This is a genomic window from Paraliobacillus ryukyuensis, from assembly GCF_003315295.1.
In the GTDB taxonomy this organism is placed as follows: domain Bacteria; phylum Bacillota; class Bacilli; order Bacillales; family Amphibacillaceae; genus Paraliobacillus; species Paraliobacillus ryukyuensis.
On record NZ_QNRI01000004.1, the window covers coordinates 43,321 to 66,906 of the forward strand.

Sequence of the window (23,586 nt, forward strand, 5' to 3'; positions counted from 1 at the left end):
AAATAAAGCTCCTCATGTGTTTTATGTTTATGAGGAGCTTTATTTTTTATATAAAACGATTTAAGGTTTCTACAAATTTCTCTAAGTAGGTTTGATCAATTTCGTCAAATCTATTTTTAATTGGACTATCAATATCTAATACACCGATTACTTTATCATCTTTTATCAAAGGCACCACGATTTCAGACTGACTAGCGGCATCACAAGCAATGTGTCCCGGGAATTGATTAACATCTGCCACACGCTGCGTTTGTTTTTCGCTAACCGCTGTTCCGCATACACCTTTACCCACAGCGATGCGCACACACGCAGGTAAGCCCTGGAATGGTCCTAATACCAGTTCATCTTCTTTCAATAAATAAAATCCTACCCAATTCACTTCTGTTAAGAATTGGTTTAAAAGTGCTGAGGCATTCGAAAGATTTGCTAGCTGATCCGGTTCTCCTTCGAGTAGTGCTTCTATTTGTTTTATAACTAATTGATAATTTTTTTCTCTTGTTGATAAGTATGATTCTGCTTGAAACATAAGATCCCCTCCAATGGTGAACACCAAACTGGTTTCATTATAAAATGAAAGCAAAATGGACGCAATCAATTACTTTCATCAAGGTCCAAAATAAATGCTAATTATAAAGAATAATGTCAAACAGTCAATATTTTTGAAATTTTTTAGCCAAAAACTGTCGGAACATGATATTATAGTTGTAATCCATAAGAAATTGAAGTGTTTCAATAGTATCGTAAGTGAATAAAAGCTTACGTAAATTAAAAATTTTTAAAATAAATAAGAACGAATCAATAGATAAGATATAGATTGGGTTGTTTGAGGAGGATTGGCATGGTTCCTTATATCATAGGTGGAATTCTAGTAATCATCGTATTAATTGTTATTGGATTGATACTGAGAAAAAGAGTATATGATGAAGTTGATCGACATGAGAGTTGGAAAATGGATATTATGAATCGTAATGTGTCCATTGAACTACAACGAGTAAAAAGTTTAAATTTATCAGGCGAGACGCAAGAACAGTTTGAAAGTTGGAAAAGTACTTGGGATCAAATATTGACAAGAGAGCTTCCTGATATTGAAGAATTTCTACTAGATGCTGAAGAGGCTGCTGATCGATTTAAAATTTCAACTGCGAATAAAAATTTGAAACAAGTGAAACAAATATTGCAAAACATTGAAGATATGATTGAGCAAATGTTTAATGAATTAGATGATTTGCTTGACTCTGAAAAACAGAGTCGTAAAGAAGTTGAAGAAATACAGCCGAAAATCAAAGAATTACGCCATAAACTAATCCAAAACAGATATTTATATGGCGATGCTGAACCAAAGTTTGAAATGGAAATTCAAGGATTGCAACAACTACTTGAAGAATATCAAGAAGCTGTCGATTTAGGAAATTACTATGAAGCGAAACAACTTGTTGATCAATTAAGAGAAAATGTTGTCACTGAAGAAGAAAGAATAGATGAATTCCCCGTTATTTACAAAAAAACAAAAAGAGAACTACCAGATCGTATCGAGGAATTGTTAAGAGGAATTCGAGAAATGAAACAAGAAGGTTACCGTATTGATAACCTAGGTTTAGAAAGCGAATTAAATAATCATTTACGACAACTTTCTACAAGTGTCATGCAACTTGAAAATGGTGATATGAGCGAAGTTAATGACATTACACAATCGATTGAGGATCGTGTTGCAGATATCTACAATTTGCTTGAAGATGAAGCAAAAGCGAAGAATTATATCGAGAAACATATCACTACTGTTAAATCAAATTTAGATGATATCGTTAATGAGTTCCAAGGAACAAACGAAGAAGTAGAACGATTGCAACAAACGTATTATTTAGAGGCTAGTGATTTGGAATTATACGCAAATCTAGATAAATGGATCCATCAATTAGAAAAACAATTGGGTCAGATTGAACAAGATCTTGAGGGAGAAAAGCAAACCTATGTCACTTTGCAAGATCAATTGAAAGCTAGTCGAAATGATTTAGAACAATTACAGCATTCTCATCAAGAGTTTAAAGAACAACTACAAAATATTCGAAAAGATGAAATCGAAGCACGACAAAAAGTTACAACGTTGAAGCGAGACTTGCTTCATACGAATAAAAAATTACAAAAAAGTAATTTACCTGGTGTACCATCGTATATATGGAATTTACTTGATGAAGCAACGGATAAAAGTGATTTAGTTATGCACAAACTCGAGGAACAACCATTGGATATGGGAGAAGTATCTAATGCTTTGCAAGAAGCAGAAACTTCCGTTAATACTTTAATTGAACAAAGTGATGCATTAATTGAACAAGCTTATTTAGTTGAAACGGTCATACAATATGCAAATCGCTACCGTAGTAAATATCCATTATTAGCTTCGAAGTTAGAGGAAGCAGAGCACAAATTTAGAGATTATGCTTATGAAGATGCCTTGGAAGCAGCGGCTAGTGCTCTAGAAGAAATTGAACCAGGAGCATTAAAAAAACTAGAAGACTTCGTTAAAGTTCCAAGCTAGGAGGAAATTAATAGTGAGACGATGGCTTGTCATAGGAGTGTCAGTTACTGCAATCAGTGTGTGGGTTTTATTTTTCTTCTTACTAATAGGGCAAACCGATCCAAAACTTGCAAGTAATCAAAAAGAAGTGACATACCAAAAAGTAAAAATCAATGCCCAACACGGGCAGTTTGCTCGATTTGAGCATCATTCAAATGACGCTAATACAGTCAAACAATCAGAACAAAAAAAATCAGCGAAACCAAAGAATGAACAGAAGGAATCTAATCCGACGCAAGATGTAATGTATGATTTAGAGAAAAGCAATCCTGTTTCTATTGATAACTTGTTGGCTGAATTAAATATTGAGTAATAATGTAAGTAAATCCCTTGCTGATAAGTAGTAAGGGATTTTTGATGGAAATTTCTAATTTAGAATAGCTATCAACAAACTTCACGCAAATAACTTTCTATTCTTGGCTTTGTATGTTAATATATTGCATTGCATAATGGAAAACAAGGGGACTAATTAATGATATACTTTGACAATAGTGCAACAACGAAACCTGATCCTTCCGTTTTAGAGAGTTTTCTTCAAATATCACAAAAATATTATGGTAATCCTTCTTCTGTTCATCGTTTTGGTCTTGAAGCAGAGACGCTGTTAAGAAAAGCACATGAACAAGCAGCAGAGATTTTACGTGTTACTTCAAGTGAAATTATTTTTACTTCAGGTGGAACAGAGGGGAACAATACAGCTATTAAAGGCATTGCGTTGGCACATCAAAATAGGGGAAATCATATTATTACCACTCAAATTGAGCACCCGTCTGTTTTAGAAGCGTGTCACTCATTAGAAACATTAGGGTTTGATGTCACTTATTTACCTGTTAATGAACATGGAACGGTAGATGTAAAAGATGTGAAGCAAGCGTTAACAGATAAAACGATACTCGTTAGTATTATGCATATCAATAATGAACTTGGCTCTATTCAACCAATAGAAGCAATTGGTCAATTAATAAAAAAACGTCCAACAACTTATTTTCATGTTGATCATGTGCAAGGTTTTGGTAAACAAACGTTACCATTACATGATAGCGGTATTGATTTATGTACAATTTCTGGACATAAAATACATGGACTAAAAGGTACTGGTATACTATATGTAAAAAAAGGAACAACGTTATTTTCATTATTTCATGGTGGTAATCAGCAAGGGAACTATCGCTCTGGAACAGAAAATGTAGCGGGTGATGTTTCACTTGTGAAGGCAATGCGTTTAATAAAAGAACAAGAAATAAATAGCAAGAACCACTTGGATGAACTTAACCAGTTGCTTCGAGAATTACTACAAGAAATCCCAGAAATCATGATTAATACATCTCCTAGTCAAGCACCACAGATATTGAATTTCTCTATACCTGGTTACAAACCAGAAGTAATCATCCATGCACTTGGAGAGAGAGAGATTTTTATCTCGACAAAATCAGCATGTTCATCTAAAAAACCAGATGAAAGTGCTGTGCTTCATGCAGTTGGTTTTTCACAAGAACGTAGTAAATCTGGTTTGCGCGTAAGTTTGTCTTATCAAAACACAAAAGAAGAAATTGAATTATTTTGTCGTTCCTTGCGGAAAGTAATTCAACAATTGAGTAAAGTAATGGGGTAGATAAACATGTTATACGATCATATATTAATTCGCTATGGCGAACTATCATTAAAAAATAAAAATCGAAAAAAATTCATTTATCAGTTACACGAAAATGTTCGAACAAAATTAATTAATTATCCTGAATTAAAAATAAAAAATTCCCGTGATCGCATGACCATTTTGTTAAATGGCCAAGACCCTGAACCAATTATAGAAGCGTGTCAAACTATTTATGGTGTACAAAGTCTTAGTCTAGCGATTAAAGTTGACAATGACACAGAGCAGATTAAACATGCTGCTTTACAAGCACTGAAAGAAGCAACTGACGCTCGGACATTTAAAATCACTACCAAGCGGGCAGATAAAGATTTTCCAATTGGTTCACAAGAATTTAATCATGTTATTGGTTCCCATCTGCTAACAAATACTGAAGATTACACGGTGGACGTGCATCATCCAGATGTGGAATTGCATATTGATATTCGCAAACAAGGAACTTATATTACATCAACTCGGATTAAAGGTGCAGGAGGTTTACCGGTGGGATCAGCTGGTAAAACATTGCTACTTCTCTCTGGCGGATTAGACAGTCCTGTTGCAGGTTATTTAATGATGGGACGTGGAGTGAAATTAGAAGCTGTACACTTCCACTCTCCACCTTATACAAGTGAAGCAGCGAAGCAAAAAGTACTTGATTTAGCTGACAGATTAACATTTTTTGGTAATGAGATCAAAGTGCACATTGTACCGTTTACTGCTTTACAACAAAAAATACACCGTGAGATTCCTTATGGTTATTCGATGACAGTTATGCGTCGTATGATGCTGAAAATTAGTGAAAAAATTGCAGCTAAAGAAAATATTTTATCGCTTACGACAGGTGAAAGTTTAGGACAAGTAGCCAGTCAAACAATGGAGAGCATGCATGCGATAAATGAAGTTACAAATTATCCGTTATTACGTCCTTTAGTTTCAATGGATAAAGAAGCCATCATACGCATATCTCAACAAATTGATACCTATGATATTTCCACTCGTCCTTATGAAGATTGCTGTACCGTTTTTGTACCAAATGCGCCAAAGACGAAACCAAAACTGGACAAAGTAAAATATTTTGAGGGATTAATGGATGTGGAAGGCGATATTACGGACATTATGAACGACATCGAGACCATCACCTTCCCTCTAAAACAGGAAAAAGACACTTTCGCAGATTTATTTTAAACTTGAGTTACTACCAAAATACAGGTTTTAGATGAAACAACTACCAGTGAATTTTCTGTATGACATCACCTCTTTCTGCACATTCTAGAGATGTACCACAGAGGAGGTGAAAACATCATGGCAAGTAACACTTCAAATCAATTAGTAGTACCTGGTGTAAGCCAAGCATTAGATCAAATGAAATATGAAATTGCACAAGAATTTAATGTAAATCTTGGTCCAGATACAACTTCTCGTGCTAACGGTTCTGTTGGTGGAGAAATTACAAAACGTTTAGTTCAAATGGCTGAACAACAATTAGGTGGACAACCAAAATAAAATACAATTGGCTATAGAGTAGTGCTTTTCGAAGCACTACTCTTTTAAATAGGTGATACTTCTGGTATGGTATGATACATATATCGTAATAAAGGGGATAAGTAAATTGGGGACATTATGGTATGGTGGCACTATTTATGCAATGACAAAAGAAAATGAAGTGTATGAAGCAGTATATACTGATAAAGGAAAGATTATTAAAGTCGGTAACTATGCGGAGCTTATGAACCAATACAGAATGAGTATAACCCATATAGAAGATTTACATGGTACATGTATGTATCCGGGATTTGTCGATAGTCATTTACATATTGTTGGTCATGGCGAAAAACTAAAACATTTAGATTTATCAGCTATGAGAAGTGCGGAAGAAGTGTTGTCAGCCTTAGATGATCGCATCAAGCTATTGGAAAAGGGATCATGGTTAATAGCTGAAGGTTGGAATGAAAACCAATGGGATGTGCCAAGAATTATCGATCGCATAGAACTTGATCAAATTAGCACTGATCATCCGATCATGCTAACAAGAGTTTGTCGACACGCGATTATTGCCAATTCAAAAGCGATTGAATTAGCAGGTATTACAAAGGATCAGATCGACCCGGTTGGAGGTAAAATTGTACGTGATGCAACGGGAATGCCAACGGGATATTTTCTAGATACTGCGCAAGAACTTATTAAACAAATCATTCCTGATATATCGAAAGAAACATTGATACAATTAATTGAAACTTCTGTTAATGATCTATTGGCTTTAGGATTAGTAGGTGGACACACAGAAGATTTAGGGTATTACGGAAAGGATAGTTTTACGAAAACATTAGGCGCTTATCAAAGTGTATTAGGTGAAACAAAGAAATTTCGCGCACACTTATTAGTTCATCACGAAGTAGTCAATGATATGGTACATGCCGGTTTATCTTACGGTGATGGAAATGATTTTGTGGAATTAGGTGCGATGAAGATTTTTTCTGACGGTGCTTTAGGGGGCCGTACAGCATGGTTACGCGCACCTTATACGGATGATCCAGAAAATAAAGGCATTCCAACTCATTCGGAAATGAAACTGGAAGAATTAATTACACATGCGAGAAGTTTTGGTTTACCTGTAGCCATACACGCTATCGGCGATCAAGCTATCCTTCGTGTGATTCAATTATTACAAAAATATCCGTTAAACAATGGAAGACGTGATCGTATTATCCATGCACAAATTGTTGATCAAGAAATTATCGACAAATTAACTAAAATGAACATTACTCTGGATATTCAACCGTCTTTTGTTGCTTCTGACTTTCCGTGGGTAATTAAACGATTAGGAGAGCAGCGTGCAAAACAAGCATATCCTTGGAAAACTTATTTAGAAAAAGAGATACCTTGCGCAGCAGGTTCAGATGCACCTATTGAAAATGTTAACCCGTTAGCTGGAATAAAAGCTGCTGTGTTGCGACAATCAAGTATCGACAGAAACATATATCAAAAAGAACAACAATTATCAATTTATGAAGCAATCTCTTTATACACTAAAGGAAGTGCCTATATCATCAATAAAGAATATGAACGTGGTATTATTTCACCTGACTATGTAGCTGATTTTACAATACTTGATCAAGACCTTTTTAAAGTAAGCAAAGAAAAGATTGATCAAGTACGAGTGGTAAAAACAGTGGTGGATGGAGAAGTAATGTTTCAGAGGTAGTACGCGCAAATAAGGACCTGGACAATTCCCCGTCTTCAGGTCCTTTAATATTAGTTAGTTTTATAAAAAAGTTCGTTTAATTCTTTCCCAATAATTATTGTTAGGGAGTTTAATTAAATGAATAAATTTATTCGTCATTTGGACAGAGATATTATTAATATTTCGTATGGCATATGCCTCGTTATCTAACCCAATAATAGGATGATCGTTGCCATCTTGAATAATTTCTAAACGTAGTTTTTTGTTATGTGACAGTACAAGGGAAGTTCCAAGTGTGCGATAGTCGTTGTTGTTTAAAGAAGCAATTTCAGTCATTTGAAAGCAAGGCATCGTAGGGTCTAAAATCGCTCCATTTAACGATTTATTATAAGCGGTACTTCCTGATGGTGTGGATACAATGAGACCATCACCTCGAAATCGTTCCAGATATAGGTTATCGATATATACTTCGATAGCAATTGTTTTAATAATAGAAGATCGAATACTAACTTCGTTAAGACAATAAAAAGGTACCTCATCATTAATAGACACATCAACCAGAGGAAATTGTTCCGTCTCAACAGGTGCAAAAGTTAGTGTTTGAAACAGTGTTTCCGGTTCTTCTAACGAAAAGTCATTATACAATCCATGCGCATTGGTAAGTGACATCCCAATATACGTGCAATTTTCGCGAAAACCTGTGTTTCTGACGCTTTGTAAAAAAACGCCATCATCTCCTAAACAAATAATGTAATCCGCTACATTACTTTTCTTGGTCACCACAAATTGATAAGAAATAGCTAGTTTTTCTAATAATTCCAATGTTTCTTTCGTAACGTGATCTTTTTTATAATAAAAATAAATGGATGAGGTCATACGATTCCTCCTAGTTAAAAATATAGTTATTCATTTATAACCGACTTCATAGACGAATAAACACAATGAAATTGGTTTAGAAAAAAACTTTTTTCCTATACTAATAGTAATGAAGGAGGGCGTGTTATGTTCATAGCCATTGGTATCGTTGCTATTATATTTCTACTATTATTACTTTTGCTCTTCCTTCTTTTACCTGTGAAAATATACTGCAACTTCGCTTATGAAGATGAAATAACCGTATTTATTAAAGGAAATATTGCAGGTATACCGGTTATAACATATGATAAAAAATTTGATAGCGATTTTGAGTTCTTACAGCAAGAAGAGGAAGTCTGGAAAGAAACAGTAGAATCATTGAAAAACGTAATTAATAAAAAAAGGAATAGTAAAATTGGGGGTGAATCGATATTTCAACAGTTTAAAAAAGTGAGAGTAGAATCTTTTCAATGGCATACGATAATTGGATTAGAGGATGCTGCAACAACAGGTATGGTGACAGGAGCTTTATGGTCAATAAAAGGTGGCTTGCTGGCAGCCGTAGATCATTTTTTTTATCTCGATACAAGACCAAATTTTGATATTGCTACTCACTTTAATGAAGCAGTTTTTCAATCAACATGTGCGTGTATCTTTTCTATCCGTTTAGGGCAAGCTATGCGTACATTACGAAAAATAAACAAGTCGACTGGATAGTTTATATCATCAAAAAGGAGACATGCATAATGACTAATAGCCATCCAATTGAAGGACTTATGACGACAGCGATGGAAAATCTGAAGCAAATTGTAGATGTAAATACAATTATTGGTGAACCCATTCAATCCCCAGATGGAAGTACCATTATCACGGTATCAAAGGTAGGATTTGGATTTGCTGCAGGTGGTAGTGAGTTTGGACAAGTAAATAGCAAAAGTGATAGTGATCAGAGCAGTGATGAATCAGAACAATCATATCCATTCGGTGGAGGGAGTGGTGGCGGAGTAACCATTACACCTATCGGTTTTTTAGTCGCAAATAAACAAGGTGTACAAATGATTCACCTCCATCAGAATGCTAATTTATATGAGAAGATGGTTGAAGTTGCACCGCAAGCACTTGATAAAGTGAAAGAAATCCTTTCCAATAACCAAAAAGGAAAAGAAACAAGCGATTAAAATGCTAGACATCTGCCTAGAATGCCTTCATAATATTGTTGGCATTCTTTTTTTACATAGTTAAATAGCAAGTAAGTAGAGCATAAGTCAATTTCATAATGGATATATTATTCGTTTTCTACCTCATATAGAGAATGTTGAAACTCATAACGTGTTTTATGTAAAAGAAAGGCAGGGAGATAGATGGAACAAAAGAATGTAGAGCAATATTTTAACCTAATCAATGAGATAACAGAGACAATTGAGCAGAACGAAAGTATGACTTATTTAGATAGTTTGGTAGTAGCATTGGAATGCGCATTTTCAAAAATGCCGAACGAAGAACTATCTGAACCGACCAAGAAATTCGTGAGAAAAAATATAGCTAAAATACAATTTGATACGTTGGACAAAGAAACGATTCGAAAGATTATACAGCTAGCAACTTTAAAAGGAATGCGAGGGGCTACACAACAACAGCATCTTATAACGCCTGATACAGTTGCTATGTTTATGGGGTACATAGTAAATAATCTAGTTGGAAATCGTAAAGATATTCGCATATTTGATCCCGCATTCGGATCCGGAAATTTATTAACCGCGGTAATGAATCAATTACAAACGAATGTACAAGCCTATGGTAGTGAAGTGGATAGTACGTTAATTCAGTTAGGGCTACTTAACGCAAATTTACAAAAAACTGAAATTGAACTATTTCATCAGGATAGCCTGCAACCATTTCTATTAGAACCAGTAGATTTTGTCGTTGCGGATTTACCAGTTGGCTATTATCCGGATGATTTTCGAGCGCAATCTTTTGAACTACGTGCACCAGAAGGCCATGCTTATGCACATCATTTGTTTATTGAACAAAGTCTTCATTACACGAAAGAAGCAGGTTTTTCAATCTTTGTCATACCTAACTTTTTATTTGATAGTGATCAGTCTAATAAATTGCATGTGTATTTACAAAAACATGCACACATTGTTGGATTGCTGCAGCTACCAACTAGTATGTTTACATCTGAAAAACAGGCAAAAAGTATCTTGATTCTACAGAAAAAAGGACAAGCAGCGAAAGCGCCTAAACAAGCATTAATCGCGCAATTACCTTCTTTTAAAGATCCACGTTCAACATTGCAAGTTGTTGAAAAAATAAACAAATGGTTCAAAGAAGAAGGGTATAATTATTAGAAAAATTAAAACTTTATGAAGAAAACGGTAACATCGTAGGTTCGTGTTGCAATCTGTCAACTGACTTGTTTACAATAGAAATAGGCACGTGAAAAAACGTTTAATAGCCAATTGAAAGGGATGAATTAGTTTGAGTAATGTATTAGCAATTAACGCTGGTAGTTCTTCATTAAAATTTCAATTAATTGAAATGCCAGAAGAAAACGAATTAGCAAAAGGACTAGTAGAGCGAATCGGAATTAATGATTCTGTGTTTAAATTAGAATATGGAGATACAGAAGATAAGGTAACAACTGATATTCCTAATCATGAAGTAGCAGTTAAATTATTACTAGAAAAATTACAAGCATCTGGTGTGATTAAATCACTTGATGAAATAGATGGTATCGGACATCGTGTCGTTCACGGTGGAGAGAAATTTAGTGATTCTGTACTTGTAACTGATGAAGTAATCAGAGAAATTGAAGAAGTATCAGAATTAGCACCGTTACATAATCCTGCTAACTTGACTGGTATTCGTGCATTTAAAGAAATCCTACCAAATGTACCGGCTGTAGCGGTATTTGATACAGCATTTCACCAAACGATGCCTGAGCAATCTTATCTATATAGTTTACCTTATGAATATTATGAGAAATATGGCATTCGTAAATATGGTTTCCACGGAACATCTCATAAATATGTTTCAGAACGAGCAGCAGATTTAATGAACGCACCATTAGATAAATTACGTTTAATTACTTGTCACTTGGGTAATGGAGCAAGTATTGCTGCGATTGAGAACGGAAAATCAATTGATACATCAATGGGCTTTACTCCATTAGCTGGTGTAACAATGGGTACGCGTTCTGGTAATATTGACCCTGCTTTAATTCCGTATATTATGGAAAAAACGGGTAAAACAGTAAATGAAGTGCTTCAAGTACTTAACAAAGAGAGCGGTATGTTAGCTTTATCCGGTTTCTCTAGTGATTTAAGAGATATCCAAGAAAAAGCTGAAAATGGGGATGATCGTGCAGAGTTAGCTCTTAAGATCTTCGCAGAACGTATCCACCAATATATCGGTTCTTATGCTTCTAAAATGCACGGCGTAGATGCAATTGTTTTCACAGCCGGCGTTGGTGAAAACAGTAAAGAAGTAAGAGAGCGTGTATTGGAAGGGTTAGAATTTATGGGTGTCTATTGGGATCCAGCACTTAACGATGTCCGAGGAAAAGAAGCGTTTGTTAACTACCCGCATTCACCGGTAAAAGTTATCGTTATCCCAACAAACGAAGAAGTTATGATTGCACGTGACGTACAACGTTTAGGGTTAAATGAACAATAATTACGACATACGAATAGTACTATATATAAACCGACCTTTATTTAAGAAAAGGTCGGTTTATATTTGTGGTATAGAGATAGTACGGATGTCCTATATTCAAAATTAAAAGGGCTCATAAATGAGTAGTGTTGAGCCCTTTATCCTAATTATCTTTTTATTAAAACGAATAGGGATAACAGTAATTTTATTCTTCTACTGAACGAACTACTAAAACGTCACAAGTTGCGTGTCTCGTGATGTTTTCAGAAACACTACCAATTAAGAATCGTTCCACAGCATTTAAGCCTGTTGCTCCACATACGATTAAATCTGCTTGATAAGCCGGAGCGACATATTTAGGGATACGAACTTTTGGTGAACCATAATCGATGTTGGTCTCTACTTTTGAAACGCCTGCATGAACCGCTTGGTTGTAGTAATCTTCAAGTAATGTTTTAGCGTATACTTCTGACCGATTCACTAATGATTGATCATACGCTTCCACACTAGATACGGTTTTTGTATCAAGTACATGTGCAACGATTAATTGTGCATCATTTCGTTTAGCAATCGCAATAGCTTTTTGAAATGCATTTTCGGAAGCTTTAGAGCCATCTACTGCGACTACGATATGTTGGTATTCACTTGGCATATAAGCACTCCCTTTTCGTTAAGTTATCTTTATTATACCATATCAGTCTCTGTTTCTAACAAGTGATCTAGTAATACATTTTTAAAAAATAATTTATTATTACTTTCAAATGATTAGAAATCGACCAACGAATCGTGTACGATAGTTGTGTCAGTATCTAGATAAGAAGGGAGCTTATATATGGGCCATGCGTTTATAACTGCTGGAAGTAAAGGACTAGGTCGTCAGGTCACCGAATATTTTCTTCGAGCTGGACACAACGTAACAATAACCTATCGATCCGATCATTCAAAAGTGAAAGAATTAGAATCACACTATACAATAGATAAAATACACGTCATCCAAGCGGATGTAACAAAAAAGACAGATTTGGAGAAGGCGGTGCATGAAGCTAATAAGCGATTTGGTACGATCGATTATTTAATTAACAATGCAGGCCCTTATATTTTTGAACGGAAAAAGTTAGTGGATTATTCTGAAGAAGAGTGGAACCTAATGCAAAAGGGGAATCTTGACGCTGTATTCCATCTATTAAAATTAACAATTCCGGCCATGCGTCAACAACGATTTGGTCGAATTATTAATTATGGATTTCAAGGGGCTAATACAGCAGCTGGTTGGATTTATCGATCAGCTTTTGCTGCTGCTAAAGTTGGGCTAGTTTCGCTAACAAAAACGATCGCTTACGAAGAGGCTGAATATGGGATAACATCTAACATGGTATGCCCAGGAAATAGCACAGGTGACATGAAAGAAGCTACCATTGAAGCAAGTAGAAATATTCACGACACAAACACACCAATTGGACGATCAGCTACTGGTGAAGATATCGCACGATCCATTCTATTTCTCTGTGAAAATGATTCAGATATGATAACAGGAACGGTATTTGAAATAACGGGTGGATTAGATGTAATTCATCGACATCTTAAGTAAATCAAATAAAATAATCCTCTAACTTTTAGGAATGAAAAGCTAGAGGATTTGTTATGATTATTCAATAATTTGTAACGTTTTTGGATAACGATTCAATACTTTTGTTTCTGTTTCAGTAATAAAAATTTGGTCTTCAATACGGACACCTGCTACATTAGGTACGTAAATACCTGGTTCTATAGTGAAACACATACCTGATGCTAAAGGTAAGTCATTGGTTGCAGTTAATGATGGAAATTCGTGCACGTCAATACCAATCCCGTGTCCAAGTCGATGGGTGAAATATTCTCCAAACCCTGCTGTTTCAATATGACCACGAGCAACTTGATCCAACTGTCCTAAAGCTACTCCTAATTTTGCAGCTTTGATCGCTTTTTCTTGTGCTTCTAATACCGTCTGATAAATTTTCTTCTGTTCATCGGATGCATATTTATAAGCAACCGTACGAGTAATATCAGAACAGTATCCTTGGTAAACCACACCTAAATCAAATAATACCATGTCACCAGGTTTAATCGTGTCTAATGAAGGATTACCGTGTGGCGAAGCGGTTTTCTCGCCAGTTAATACCATAGTAGAGAAAGCCATTTCTTGAACACCTTGTTTTTTAAGTTGGTATTCAATTTCAGCAACAATTTCTAACTCGGATTTTCCTTCTTTAATTGCTTGCACACCAATTTCCACACCATAATCTGCTAGTTTAGCTGCTTGTTTTAAAATTTTATATTCTTCAGCTGTTTTTATCATTCTACTGTCGTACATAAATTGACTGCCATTATGTAATGTTAGGTTAGGAAAGTTAGCTTGAATACTTTCTAGGCGATCCACGGTCATGTGCTCTTTTTCAATTGCCATCGTTTTAGGAATAGTATCATTTTTCTCTAAATAATGATAAAAAAGTTCCCAAGGTTTTTCATGATCTTGATAACTAATGATATCCCCCGTCCATCCAGCTTGAATGGCATCTTGTTTTTCTAGACTAGGCACAATAAGAACTGGCGCGGTTTGTTCATGAAAATAAACGCCTACTAATCGCTCATGCGGATCTGTATAAAAATTTGTTGTATAAAATACATTAGCTGTAGAAGTTAAAAATATACTCTCAAAATTTTGGTTCGCTAACGTTTGTTGTACGCTTTTAGATTGTTCCATTCTAATCCACCTTTCTTTTTTTCTAAATCAAGTATAACAAATCAACTATCCTTTTACTTATCTCTTGCATCGAAATATGTTAAAGTAAAATTAGAAAATAATTTTTAAAAAATGAAACCATTTGTTTGGTTTTACGTAAATATTACTACAAAAGTTAGAGAGAGGTGCGTCAATGGGAATATTCTCTAAGCTTTTTCAAAAAAAAGAGAAGAAGTCAGAAGTGAAAGAAAGGGATCCATTATCGATTGAAGTGGGAGATATCATTGAATATGATCTTGCCGATTATGAAGTTGTTGGTAAGATTACGTATCGTCAGGGATCATATGAATGGATTAGCTACCAGCTTCTAGAGGGTAGAAATACAATCTGGTTATCAGTAGAAATGGATGATGCGTTAGAATTGGGTATTTATAAAACGATCCCACTATCTGTGCAAAAACCATTTCCAAAACAACTTGAACACGAAGGCCAGACGTTTTACTTAGATGAACAAGGAGAAGCTCGTGTCGTTGGAGAAGGAAGAAGTCGTAATATTAATGGTAGATTGATGACCTATGCTGAATACTATGATGATTCTGAAGAAAAATTTCTTAGTTTAGAAGATTGGGGAAGCGAAGTAGAAGCAAGTATAGGTTATGAGATTGAAGAGTTTGAGTTAAAAATAATTGCAGGTTCTAATTAACAAGGAGGAAACACACTATGTTTAAATTTTTTAATCGTGTCAAAACTGTCGTAAGTTCAGAATTAAATACTCTATTGGATAAAGCAGAAGATCCAGTGAAAATGCTTGATCAATTTATGCGGGACATGGAATCAGATATCCGTGAAGCAGAGAGTGCAGTAGCAAAACAAATCGCTAATGAAAAAATGTTAAAACGTAAATATGATGATGCGCAAGCAATGGTTGACAAACGTCAATCACAAGCAGAAAAAGCGATAGAAGCAGGTAATGAAGATTTGGCAAGACGTGCATTAGAAGATAAACAAGAGCATGCGCAACAAGTAGAAACCTTAAAAGAATCTTGGGAACGGGCAAAACAAGATTCCGAGCAGTTACGTAAAAAGTTAGATGAAATGAAAAAAGAATATCAAGAAATGAAATTGAAAAAAGATTCACTGAAAGCTCGCGCGGAATCGGCTAAAACAAGAACGAAAATTAATCGTACCATGTCTTCTATCGGCAGTGATGAGTCAAGACAAGGATTCTCTCGCATGGAAGAAAAAGTTTTACAGTACGAAGCAGAAGCGGATACTAGTGACGATATGTCAGCAGAAAGTCGTTCATTAGATGATGAGTTTGAAGATTTAGAAAATAATCATGTAGATGATGAACTAGCGGCATTGAAAAAGAAAATGGGTAAAGAATAATAGGTAATGTTGAAGTAGCCTCTGTAATAACACGTTACAGAGGCTTCTCCTATGAATTTTTGTATGCTACATAATGTTGATAGTCAGCTTCTAAGGTGAAAGGGGGTTATATGGAACATGAAAAAATGGCTTTTGTTATTAAGTTTGCTGGCAATCTTTGTGCTGACAGCTTGTGGTGAAACAGAACCTGCATCAGTAGATGAAATCCCGTCAGAGCAATCACAAGCAGAATTGATTACGCAATTACAAACTTCTAATGCTGCAAATGTTGAAACATTACTTGCAAATACATTTTATAAATTGGATACCGTAGTTAGTGATTCATCAGAAGCTAATGTTTATGCAACAAGACAATTTACTGTAGATGAAGCGGTAACAGAAGTAGCAAACGTATTACAACCAGAACAACAAAGTGAGAAATACAATAATGAACGAATGTTAGTTTATCCAAATTACTTTGTCACATTTAAAGAAAGTGAAGAAGATAACCAAGTGGTACTGATGGAAGTTGCATCAGACACGTTTGTACGAAATAATTATTCTCCTAATTATCTTAATCACTTTTTTGCTTTTGCATTAATAAATCGCATGTTGTCAGCAGATAATTGGGCACGAAGTAGACAGTCCTATTGTTCTAATGGAGGTTGTTATGGTGGGTATACAACAGGAAGAACTTCATTTGGTGGCGATGTAACGACCAATCGCACCAATAGAGGAATGTTTTCTACAAGAGGTGGCGGCCCGAGCGCCGGAAAATAATATTGAAGGAGGAATTTCAATGAATGCATTTATTTTAACATTCACTTATTTTTTACTAGCGATCATTGTCGTGTTAATTGGTTTGGTAATTTTTGAATGGATCACAACAAAATACAAAGATTGGGAAGAAATCGCTAATGATAATCAAGCAGTAGCCTTATCTGTTGCGGGAAAAATCGTTGGTATTTGTATTATTCTGGCGTTTGCGATTTATCATAGCGTCACTATCTGGGAGACAGTAATATGGGGTGGATATGGAGTCATTTTACAAATGATTGCCTATGTCTTGTTTGAATTATTCACAAGAAAATTCTCTGTTCAACAAAAAGTAAAAGAAAACAATATGGCAGTTGGTATTATCTCTTTTGCGGTATCACTAGGCTTAGCTTTTGTAATTGGTGCTTCTATTACATAAGTAAAGACACGTTAAAGCGGAAGGTCTGGCTCAATAGTCAGATCTTCTTTTTTACACATTAAGTTAGGCCTTTCTATTTTAAATATAACCAAGGGTAAGATAGATATGGCAATACTCAAAAAAATTGAGAAAATGCAGTTTTTAAAATGATGGTTGATGGAGTGAAGTATATTGAATCGTTTAGCAGTTCGACAAAGTAATTTTATTTATTGGGCATCCGGTATTGTATCTATTTGTGGGATTGTGTTTGAAGTGCTTTTTGGAGCGTTAGGCTCTTACATTCTAGGTGATGGGGTAAAACAATACACATTAACCATTTCTTTATTCTTAACCGGGATGGGAATTGGAGCAAGTATAAGTGAACGTGTGTTAAAAAATTTAATTATTGCTTTTATTTACATAGAATTTTTTGTTGCTTTAATCGGTGGTTTTTCAAGTTTTGTGATGTTTGGTATTACTGCTTTTTCACCGGCAGGAACAGATGCCTTATTTTTATATATTATAACGTTAACCATTGGGGGATTAACTGGGGTAGAACTACCGATTTTAATTCGAAAGGCAAACGAGATAGGCGTTTCTTTAAATCGAAGCACTGCAAGAGTGCTGTTTTCTGATTATGCTGGGGGACTTGTTGGTGGGATGTTATTTGCTTTTTTCTTACGCCCGCAATTAGGCATGGTCAAAACTGCTTTTTTAGTTGGTTGTATCAATTTGATTGTAGCGATCATCGTTCTGATTATGTTTAGAAAAGAAGTCAAGCGTTTTACTACTCATTTACTTGTGGCTATTGTTATTGGTATCTCTTTACTGTTAGGTTTACTTTTTGGCGAAGAAATGGCTTTTTCGTTTGAACAGAAATTATATAAGGATCCAATTATTCATATGGAAGAAAGTCAATATCAAAAGATTGTATTGACCCAAAATGAGGATGATGTAAGGTTTTACTTAAATGGTGGATTACAGCTAAGTTCGATTGATGAGCATCGTTATCATGAAACATTGGTTCATCCAACCATGGCACAAGCAGAATCAATTGAAAATGTACTTATATTAGGTGGCGGAGATGGAATAGCTGCGAAAGAAGTTCTCAAATATGATGATGTGAAAAATATTACACTAGTAGACTTAGACCCAGCTGTTGTAGACCTGGCCAATGAGAATGAGAAACTATTAGCACTAAATAAACATTCTCTGCAAAATGAAAAAGTACATATCAAGCATCAAGATGCTTATCAATATTTAGAAGAGACAGAGAAAATTTTCGATGTTATTATTATTGATTTACCAGATCCAAATGATGAAAGTTTAAACAAATTATATACGAAAGAATTTTATGCATTAGCTCGTAATCATATGGAATTAAATGGTGCGATGATGGTACAAGCAACGAGCCCGTACTTTGCAACTGAAGTGTATTGGACTATTTCAGAAACAATTGAGTCTAATGATTTACAAGTAGCGAATTTGCATGTAGACATTCCAAGTTTCGGCAATTGGGGGTTTGTTATGGCAAGTAGAAACGAAATCAATTTGAATCAATTAGAAATAGAGGTCAAAACCAATTTTTTAACTGCTGACTTGTTACCTTCATTAGCCAAATTCGGTAAAGACACGGATGAAGACATTGTAGAGAATGGGAAGCAAATTGCTATCAAACCGAACACATTAATTGATCCAAGGTTAATTCAAATCTATGAGCGATCATGGAAATATTATTAATTCATACTTTTAATACACTTAAAAAGTGGGTAAAGCTAAAGGAATGTAGAATATCGAAAGGAGACTGTAACAGTGAAACTATCTTATCATGGACAATCAGTTGTACAAATAAAAACGGAAACACATACGATTTTAATTGATCCATTTATTACAGGTCATGAAAGATGTGATTTGGATGTAGATGAAGTTAATCCAGATGTAATCTTGCTTACGCATGGACATAATGATCACGTTGGTGACACGATACCTATAGCTAAACGAACTAATGCATTAGTGGTTGCACCAAATGAATTGGCACAATATCTTGAAAGCAGAGGCCTTCAGACACATCCGCTACATATTGGCGGTGCCCATACATTTGACTTTGGTACAGTCAAATTAACACAAGCCTTTCATGGTTCGATGTTTTACGATGAAGAAGGGAATGGTATCTATTCTGGAATGCCAGCAGGTATCTTATTTAAAGCGGAAGGTAAAACCATTTATCATGCTGGAGATACAGGGTTGTTCTCTGATATGAAAATGATTGGGGAGATGAATGATATTGATGTAGCCTTTTTACCGATCGGTGATAATTTTACGATGGGGCCAGAAGATGCTTTAATAGCTGCTAAATGGATTGATGCTTCTTATGTCGTCCCAGTTCATTACAATACATTCCCGCTCATTGAACAAGACGGAAAAGCGTTTGCTGCTAATGTCACTCCTGGGAAAGGTATAGCATTGGAGCCAGGAGAATCTTTCGAATATTAAATTCCAACAAAACTAAACTAGATCAAAACAAAGATAGAGTCAATAAGTAAATCTTCAGTTACAACAACATCTCATCAAGATAAGAACGAACTACAAATGATAAATGATCATTTGTAGTTCGTTCTATATCCTGTCTATTTAAAACACTAGTTCCCAAAACACCTTATAGATTAAAAGACATGTTCCCATACAGGGTCTCATAAACTAGTTATAAATGAATGATCAGGGGGTTTAATAATTGAAGCAATATGCATGGTTGCGAATACTATTGGCAGGTTTTTTGTTATATATGGCTTTTCCTTCGCTGCACGCTCATTCTGTAGGATTAGCACACTTGTTTTGGTTTAGTTGGTTGGTATTGTTTACCTTAGTGGTGGGTGGTAATTTAGCGATTATATTAAAAATTAACTACCAACCAGAACGTTCTATTATGGCAGAAAAAGTTCCGCAAAGAATGAAAAATTGATACAAAAGCTACTTATCTGTATAATAACACTTAAAGAATAAATATTAGTACAGATAGAAAGAATGGTGAAGGGCCTTGGCTACAAAACATGAACAGATTCTTCTATTCATTGAATCACTCAAGGTAGGAAATAAAATCTCGGTAAGACAGATTGCAAAAGAACTTAACGTAAGTGAGGGAACTGCTTATCGAGCGATTAAACAGGCGGAAAATCAAGGATTGGTAAGCACAATTGAACGTGTTGGTACTATTCGAATTGAACAGAAGAAAAAGGAAAATTTTGAGCATCTTACATTTGCTGAAATTGTAGGAATTGTTGATGGACAAGTATTAGGTGGTAGAGAAGGACTACATAAAACATTACATAAGTTTGTCATTGGAGCAATGAAGCTTGAAGCAATGATGCGTTACACAGAAAAAGATTCATTATTAATCGTGGGTAATCGTGTCGAAGCTCATGAATTAGCCATTAATGAAGGAGCGGCAGTTTTAATTACAGGTGGATTTGATACAGAAGACCATGTTAAACGCTTAGCAGATGAAAAGCAGCTACCGATTATTTCTACAAGTTATGATACATTTACGGTAGCTGCCATGATTAATCGCGCAATTTACGACCAATTAATTAAAAAAGAGATTGTACTAGTTGGTGATATCTTTACTACATACGATGACACTTATTTTGTTTCAGGAAAAGATGTGTTAGATAAATGGTATCAATTAAATGAACATACGAAGCATAGCCGATATCCAGTTGTTGATGAGCAAAATAAGGTTATTGGTATTGTTACTTCTAAAGATGTGATTGGCAAAAATCGAAATATAACGATTGATCGAGTCATGACCAAAAATCCAATGACAGTTTTAGAAGAAACCTCACTCGCTTATGCCGCTCATATGATGGTATGGGAAGGGATAGAAATTATGCCTGTAGTTGATAATCATAATAAGTTAGTTGGTTTAATTTCTAGACAGGATGTGTTAAAAGCGTTACAACATGTACAAAGGCAACCCCAAGTTGGTGAAACAATTGATGACATTGTTACAAATCGACTATCGGTTGTTTCGGATGATCCGCACGATATGATCCTTCGTTCGGAAGTTACTCCCCAAATGACAAATGCTTTAGGAACTTTATCTAATGGTGTACTTGTATCTTTTATTTCAGAAGCTGGGAGTCGTTTGATTCGACAATTGAAAAAAAGTGATATTGTTGTCGAAAATATTTCTACGTATTTTATCAAACCAGTACAACTTGACCATAAATTAGATATTCGACCACGTTTACTTGAAATTGGACGCAAATCAGCCAAAATTGATATTGAAGTTTTTAATGAGAAAGATATTGTAGGTAAGGCAATATTAATTGCACAATTAATCGACCGTTACTAGAGGAGAGAGTTTGAGGATGAAATTAACTGAACAGATTGTAGCAAAAATTAAAGCTTATAAGTGTATCATTATTCATCGACATGTTCGACCAGATCCTGATGCATATGGTTCACAAATCGGATTAGCAAAAATTATTCAAGCTAGTTTTCCTGAAAAAGAAGTTTTCGTTGTTGGTGATGATGATCCTGGGCTAGCGTTCTTGGCTATTACTGAAGATATTCCAGATGATTATTATCAAGATGCGTTAGTGATAATTTGTGATACAGCAAATAAAGCAAGAATTTCAGACCAACGTTATGTACAAGCAAAAGAAGTGATTAAAATCGATCATCATCCTGAAGTGGACAGTTATGGTGATATTTCTTGGGTAAACACAGAAGCTAGTTCAACAAGTGAAATGATTTATGAACTCGTTAAGAATGAATCCCATCAAGGGCTACAACTAACATCGGAGGTAGCGAAATTTTTATATGCTGGTATAATTGGCGATACAGGACGTTTCTTATTCCCTAGCACTACAGAAAAAACATTTCGTTATGCAGCTGAATTAGTAAGCTATGAGTTTGATCGACCACAATTATACAATGATCTCTATAAAACATCAGAAAATATTGCCCATTTAAAAGGGTACATTTTACAGAATTTCACTGTAACTCCCAATGGTGTAAGTGCCATTAAAATAACAAAAGATATACTAAAAAGGTATGACTTAACATCTGAACAAACAAGTAAATTAGTAGGTGTCCTAGGCGATATTGAAGGGATTAAAGCTTGGGTCATCTTCGTAGAGGAAGGTGATTTAATTCGAGTTCGCTTACGGTCAAAAGGACCAGTCATCAATGAAATTGCAGCTGAATTTAACGGTGGAGGTCACCCTTTAGCCTCGGGGGCAACGATTTATGATTGGAAAGATAGCGAAGCAGTCATCAATGAATTGGAGAAAGTCTGCCAAGCTTTTTAATGATTAACTACAACTAAAATGTTGTATACAAATAAGTCAAGTAGGGTAGAAGTGAGGGGAGGCTGTGCCCGTGGAAAGCGAAGCATTTTGCCAAAGCGTCATATTTTCACACGTTAATGTTCGGATTTTTCTTGTTCATTTACTCTTTTGTCCCAGCCTCCTTCACTGACCCTGACCCACGTTGCTTTTTATCATTTATACGATACAAACATTTCCTTGAAATCTTAATGTTAGTTCGCTAGTTTAAGGGTAACATGAATCTCTAATGTTTCCATAATAAATAGGTGATCTACCTTTGCTTGATAAGCGAAACCATCAATACTAAATACTTTATTTTCGATTGATCGTATTACGAATGAATAACTTTCGGATATACGTTCAATTTCTTGTCCTATAGCGTCTTCTATTTCATTCTTAATAGCTTCCTCGAATTCTCTAATAATGAGTGGATCTAAATCAAGTTGTTCACTATTTGAAATATGTATTTGTATCGAAGAAATGGTTGCTTGCTTTTGATATCGTTGATCCAATTCTTTATTACTCTCTTCTAATGCTTTGTATTTTGCTTTACTATCGCTTAATTGCGAGCGCAATTCTAAGTTTTCTTCAACCCAGCCTTCATACAATTGTCCATACATATACATAAAAACCACAAACGCAATAATTGCTCCAACAAAAGTTCCTGCTAAAAAACGTTGCCAACTTTCTTTTTTATAATAAGGAGGTATGTGCATCAGTCAATCTCCTCTTGTATTAACCATTCAATAACTAATAGAGCTGTTTGTACACCACCCATTGCTGTAATAATAATGATAATTTGTTTTATCATATCTAAAGTAGATCCTTCCAGGATGCCTCGCTCAAAGTTAGATATAGCATCAAAGGTGCCGCCGATTGCTGCAACAATTGCCCAAATACGTAAACTTTTCGCAATTCTTCCCATCATTGTCATTGGGGGTTCGCCTGTTGCGAAAGCGCCAATACTGCCGATAAAAGCACCGCCGATCACAACGCCAAGCGCAATAAAATAACACTGTATCATTGTTGCAAGGAAACGCTCTTCCATTGGTCTATAACTCCTTTAATTGAAAAAATCACCTTGTGCGTTTACACTC

26 protein-coding genes are annotated in these 23,586 nt (G+C 35.2%); 20 read left to right on the plus strand and 6 right to left on the minus strand.

All coding sequences use genetic code 11. The annotated features are described in order from the left end of the window. Positions 1–46: 46 nt before the first annotated feature. Complete coding sequence (locus DES48_RS07815; RefSeq protein WP_079708245.1) at positions 47–526, minus strand: GAF domain-containing protein; 480 nt, start codon at positions 524–526, stop codon at positions 47–49. A 312-nt stretch (positions 527–838) separates the two neighbouring features. Here DES48_RS07815 and ezrA point away from each other — a divergent pair, with 312 nt between their 5' ends. The 6 genes from ezrA to DES48_RS07845 all read left to right on the plus strand — a co-directional run bounded on the left by ezrA (position 839) and on the right by DES48_RS07845 (position 7,407). Next, entirely contained in the window at positions 839–2,533 is a 1,695-nt protein-coding gene (gene ezrA / locus DES48_RS07820) for a septation ring formation regulator EzrA (RefSeq protein WP_113868254.1), read from the plus strand. A 13-nt stretch (positions 2,534–2,546) separates the two neighbouring features. Then, positions 2,547–2,885 carry a hypothetical protein gene (locus tag DES48_RS07825; protein WP_113868256.1) on the plus strand — a complete coding sequence of 113 codons (339 nt, stop codon included), beginning with the start codon at positions 2,547–2,549 and terminating at the stop codon, positions 2,883–2,885. Positions 2,886–3,044: 159 nt separating this feature from the next. Next, positions 3,045–4,184, plus strand: a complete 1,140-nt coding sequence (locus tag DES48_RS07830) for a cysteine desulfurase family protein (RefSeq protein ID WP_113868258.1) — start codon at positions 3,045–3,047, stop codon at positions 4,182–4,184. A 6-nt stretch (positions 4,185–4,190) separates the two neighbouring features. Further along, a complete protein-coding gene (thiI, locus tag DES48_RS07835; RefSeq protein WP_113868260.1) occupies positions 4,191–5,390 on the plus strand; it encodes a tRNA uracil 4-sulfurtransferase ThiI in 1,200 nt (399 codons plus the stop codon). Positions 5,391–5,507: 117 nt separating this feature from the next. Beyond that, entirely contained in the window at positions 5,508–5,708 is a 201-nt protein-coding gene (locus DES48_RS07840) for an alpha/beta-type small acid-soluble spore protein (RefSeq protein ID WP_079708250.1), read from the plus strand. Positions 5,709–5,814: 106 nt separating this feature from the next. Beyond that, the gene (locus tag DES48_RS07845) at positions 5,815–7,407 is read left to right on the plus strand and encodes an amidohydrolase (RefSeq protein WP_113868263.1); all 1,593 of its coding nucleotides are present in this window, start codon (positions 5,815–5,817) and stop codon (positions 7,405–7,407) included. A gap of 60 nt (positions 7,408–7,467) precedes the next feature. On the opposite strand, the gene DES48_RS07850 is transcribed toward DES48_RS07845, so the two are convergent. Continuing rightward, a complete protein-coding gene (locus DES48_RS07850) occupies positions 7,468–8,262 on the minus strand; it encodes an NAD kinase (RefSeq protein ID WP_113868264.1) in 795 nt (264 codons plus the stop codon). 126 nt (positions 8,263–8,388) lie between these two features. On the opposite strand from DES48_RS07850, the gene DES48_RS07855 reads away from it, so the two are divergent. The 4 genes from DES48_RS07855 (at position 8,389) to DES48_RS07870 (ending at position 11,919) form a co-directional block, all read left to right on the plus strand. Then, complete coding sequence (locus tag DES48_RS07855; RefSeq protein ID WP_113868266.1) at positions 8,389–8,958, plus strand: DUF2953 domain-containing protein; 570 nt, start codon at positions 8,389–8,391, stop codon at positions 8,956–8,958. 29 nt (positions 8,959–8,987) lie between these two features. Continuing rightward, entirely contained in the window at positions 8,988–9,419 is a 432-nt protein-coding gene (gene ytfJ / locus DES48_RS07860) for a GerW family sporulation protein (RefSeq protein ID WP_079708254.1), read from the plus strand. 183 nt (positions 9,420–9,602) lie between these two features. After that, positions 9,603–10,592: a class I SAM-dependent methyltransferase gene (locus tag DES48_RS07865; RefSeq protein WP_113868268.1), complete on the plus strand. Its 990-nt coding sequence runs from the start codon at positions 9,603–9,605 to the stop codon at positions 10,590–10,592. Positions 10,593–10,722: 130 nt separating this feature from the next. Next, a complete protein-coding gene (locus tag DES48_RS07870; RefSeq protein WP_113868270.1) occupies positions 10,723–11,919 on the plus strand; it encodes an acetate kinase in 1,197 nt (398 codons plus the stop codon). 184 nt (positions 11,920–12,103) lie between these two features. On the opposite strand, the gene DES48_RS07875 is transcribed toward DES48_RS07870, so the two are convergent. Next, the gene (locus DES48_RS07875) at positions 12,104–12,550 is read right to left on the minus strand and encodes a universal stress protein (protein ID WP_113868272.1); all 447 of its coding nucleotides are present in this window, start codon (positions 12,548–12,550) and stop codon (positions 12,104–12,106) included. A 180-nt stretch (positions 12,551–12,730) separates the two neighbouring features. Between DES48_RS07875 and DES48_RS07880 the strand changes: the two genes are divergently transcribed. Further along, positions 12,731–13,486 carry an SDR family oxidoreductase gene (locus DES48_RS07880; protein WP_113868274.1) on the plus strand — a complete coding sequence of 252 codons (756 nt, stop codon included), beginning with the start codon at positions 12,731–12,733 and terminating at the stop codon, positions 13,484–13,486. Between the two features lie 57 nt (positions 13,487–13,543). On the opposite strand, the gene DES48_RS07885 is transcribed toward DES48_RS07880, so the two are convergent. Next, entirely contained in the window at positions 13,544–14,638 is a 1,095-nt protein-coding gene (locus DES48_RS07885) for a M24 family metallopeptidase (protein ID WP_113868276.1), read from the minus strand. A gap of 172 nt (positions 14,639–14,810) precedes the next feature. On the opposite strand from DES48_RS07885, the gene DES48_RS07890 reads away from it, so the two are divergent. The 9 genes from DES48_RS07890 (at position 14,811) to DES48_RS07930 (ending at position 22,471) form a co-directional block, all read left to right on the plus strand. Continuing rightward, entirely contained in the window at positions 14,811–15,320 is a 510-nt protein-coding gene (locus DES48_RS07890; RefSeq protein ID WP_079708260.1) for a DUF4178 domain-containing protein, read from the plus strand. Positions 15,321–15,337: 17 nt separating this feature from the next. Then, positions 15,338–16,006, plus strand: coding sequence for a PspA/IM30 family protein (locus DES48_RS07895; protein ID WP_079708261.1), 669 nt, complete (start codon positions 15,338–15,340; stop codon positions 16,004–16,006). Positions 16,007–16,123: 117 nt separating this feature from the next. Then, the gene (locus DES48_RS07900; protein WP_079708262.1) at positions 16,124–16,765 is read left to right on the plus strand and encodes a DUF4247 domain-containing protein; all 642 of its coding nucleotides are present in this window, start codon (positions 16,124–16,126) and stop codon (positions 16,763–16,765) included. 19 nt (positions 16,766–16,784) lie between these two features. Next, positions 16,785–17,180: a DUF350 domain-containing protein gene (locus tag DES48_RS07905; protein WP_079708263.1), complete on the plus strand. Its 396-nt coding sequence runs from the start codon at positions 16,785–16,787 to the stop codon at positions 17,178–17,180. Between the two features lie 168 nt (positions 17,181–17,348). Continuing rightward, on the plus strand, positions 17,349–18,899 hold the full coding sequence (locus tag DES48_RS07910; RefSeq protein ID WP_113868278.1) for a polyamine aminopropyltransferase: 1,551 nt from the start codon (positions 17,349–17,351) through the stop codon (positions 18,897–18,899). Between the two features lie 72 nt (positions 18,900–18,971). Next, complete coding sequence (locus DES48_RS07915; protein ID WP_079708265.1) at positions 18,972–19,652, plus strand: metal-dependent hydrolase; 681 nt, start codon at positions 18,972–18,974, stop codon at positions 19,650–19,652. Positions 19,653–19,890: 238 nt separating this feature from the next. Next, positions 19,891–20,118, plus strand: coding sequence for a hypothetical protein (locus DES48_RS07920; RefSeq protein WP_079708266.1), 228 nt, complete (start codon positions 19,891–19,893; stop codon positions 20,116–20,118). A gap of 75 nt (positions 20,119–20,193) precedes the next feature. Continuing rightward, entirely contained in the window at positions 20,194–21,510 is a 1,317-nt protein-coding gene (locus DES48_RS07925) for a DRTGG domain-containing protein (protein ID WP_113868280.1), read from the plus strand. A 16-nt stretch (positions 21,511–21,526) separates the two neighbouring features. Next, positions 21,527–22,471: a DHH family phosphoesterase gene (locus DES48_RS07930; RefSeq protein ID WP_211318481.1), complete on the plus strand. Its 945-nt coding sequence runs from the start codon at positions 21,527–21,529 to the stop codon at positions 22,469–22,471. Between the two features lie 230 nt (positions 22,472–22,701). On the opposite strand, the gene ytrI is transcribed toward DES48_RS07930, so the two are convergent. Beyond that, positions 22,702–23,205 (minus strand): sporulation membrane protein YtrI, encoded by a 504-nt coding sequence (gene ytrI / locus DES48_RS07935; protein ID WP_113868284.1) that lies wholly within the window; start codon positions 23,203–23,205, stop codon positions 22,702–22,704. Next, on the minus strand, positions 23,205–23,537 hold the full coding sequence (gene ytrH, locus DES48_RS07940) for a sporulation membrane protein YtrH (protein WP_113868286.1): 333 nt from the start codon (positions 23,535–23,537) through the stop codon (positions 23,205–23,207). The genes ytrI and ytrH overlap by 1 nt, the downstream gene beginning before the upstream one ends. Positions 23,538–23,586 lie beyond the last annotated feature (49 nt).

What these genes read in the sequence shown, in the direction of transcription:
- DES48_RS07815 (WP_079708245.1), bottom strand. Translation starts at nt 526, where the DNA reads ATGTTTCAAGCAGAATCATACTTATCAACAAGAGAAAAAAATTATCAA.
- ezrA (WP_113868254.1), top strand. Translation starts at nt 839, where the DNA reads ATGGTTCCTTATATCATAGGTGGAATTCTAGTAATCATCGTATTAATT.
- DES48_RS07830 (WP_113868258.1), top strand. Translation starts at nt 3,045, where the DNA reads ATGATATACTTTGACAATAGTGCAACAACGAAACCTGATCCTTCCGTT.
- thiI (WP_113868260.1), top strand. Translation starts at nt 4,191, where the DNA reads ATGTTATACGATCATATATTAATTCGCTATGGCGAACTATCATTAAAA.
- DES48_RS07840 (WP_079708250.1), top strand. Translation starts at nt 5,508, where the DNA reads ATGGCAAGTAACACTTCAAATCAATTAGTAGTACCTGGTGTAAGCCAA.
- DES48_RS07850 (WP_113868264.1), bottom strand. Translation starts at nt 8,262, where the DNA reads ATGACCTCATCCATTTATTTTTATTATAAAAAAGATCACGTTACGAAA.
- DES48_RS07855 (WP_113868266.1), top strand. Translation starts at nt 8,389, where the DNA reads ATGTTCATAGCCATTGGTATCGTTGCTATTATATTTCTACTATTATTA.
- ytfJ (WP_079708254.1), top strand. Translation starts at nt 8,988, where the DNA reads ATGACTAATAGCCATCCAATTGAAGGACTTATGACGACAGCGATGGAA.
- DES48_RS07865 (WP_113868268.1), top strand. Translation starts at nt 9,603, where the DNA reads ATGGAACAAAAGAATGTAGAGCAATATTTTAACCTAATCAATGAGATA.
- DES48_RS07875 (WP_113868272.1), bottom strand. Translation starts at nt 12,550, where the DNA reads ATGCCAAGTGAATACCAACATATCGTAGTCGCAGTAGATGGCTCTAAA.
- DES48_RS07880 (WP_113868274.1), top strand. Translation starts at nt 12,731, where the DNA reads ATGGGCCATGCGTTTATAACTGCTGGAAGTAAAGGACTAGGTCGTCAG.
- DES48_RS07885 (WP_113868276.1), bottom strand. Translation starts at nt 14,638, where the DNA reads ATGGAACAATCTAAAAGCGTACAACAAACGTTAGCGAACCAAAATTTT.
- DES48_RS07890 (WP_079708260.1), top strand. Translation starts at nt 14,811, where the DNA reads ATGGGAATATTCTCTAAGCTTTTTCAAAAAAAAGAGAAGAAGTCAGAA.
- DES48_RS07895 (WP_079708261.1), top strand. Translation starts at nt 15,338, where the DNA reads ATGTTTAAATTTTTTAATCGTGTCAAAACTGTCGTAAGTTCAGAATTA.
- DES48_RS07900 (WP_079708262.1), top strand. Translation starts at nt 16,124, where the DNA reads ATGAAAAAATGGCTTTTGTTATTAAGTTTGCTGGCAATCTTTGTGCTG.
- DES48_RS07905 (WP_079708263.1), top strand. Translation starts at nt 16,785, where the DNA reads ATGAATGCATTTATTTTAACATTCACTTATTTTTTACTAGCGATCATT.
- DES48_RS07930 (WP_211318481.1), top strand. Translation starts at nt 21,527, where the DNA reads ATGAAATTAACTGAACAGATTGTAGCAAAAATTAAAGCTTATAAGTGT.
- ytrI (WP_113868284.1), bottom strand. Translation starts at nt 23,205, where the DNA reads ATGCACATACCTCCTTATTATAAAAAAGAAAGTTGGCAACGTTTTTTA.
- ytrH (WP_113868286.1), bottom strand. Translation starts at nt 23,537, where the DNA reads ATGGAAGAGCGTTTCCTTGCAACAATGATACAGTGTTATTTTATTGCG.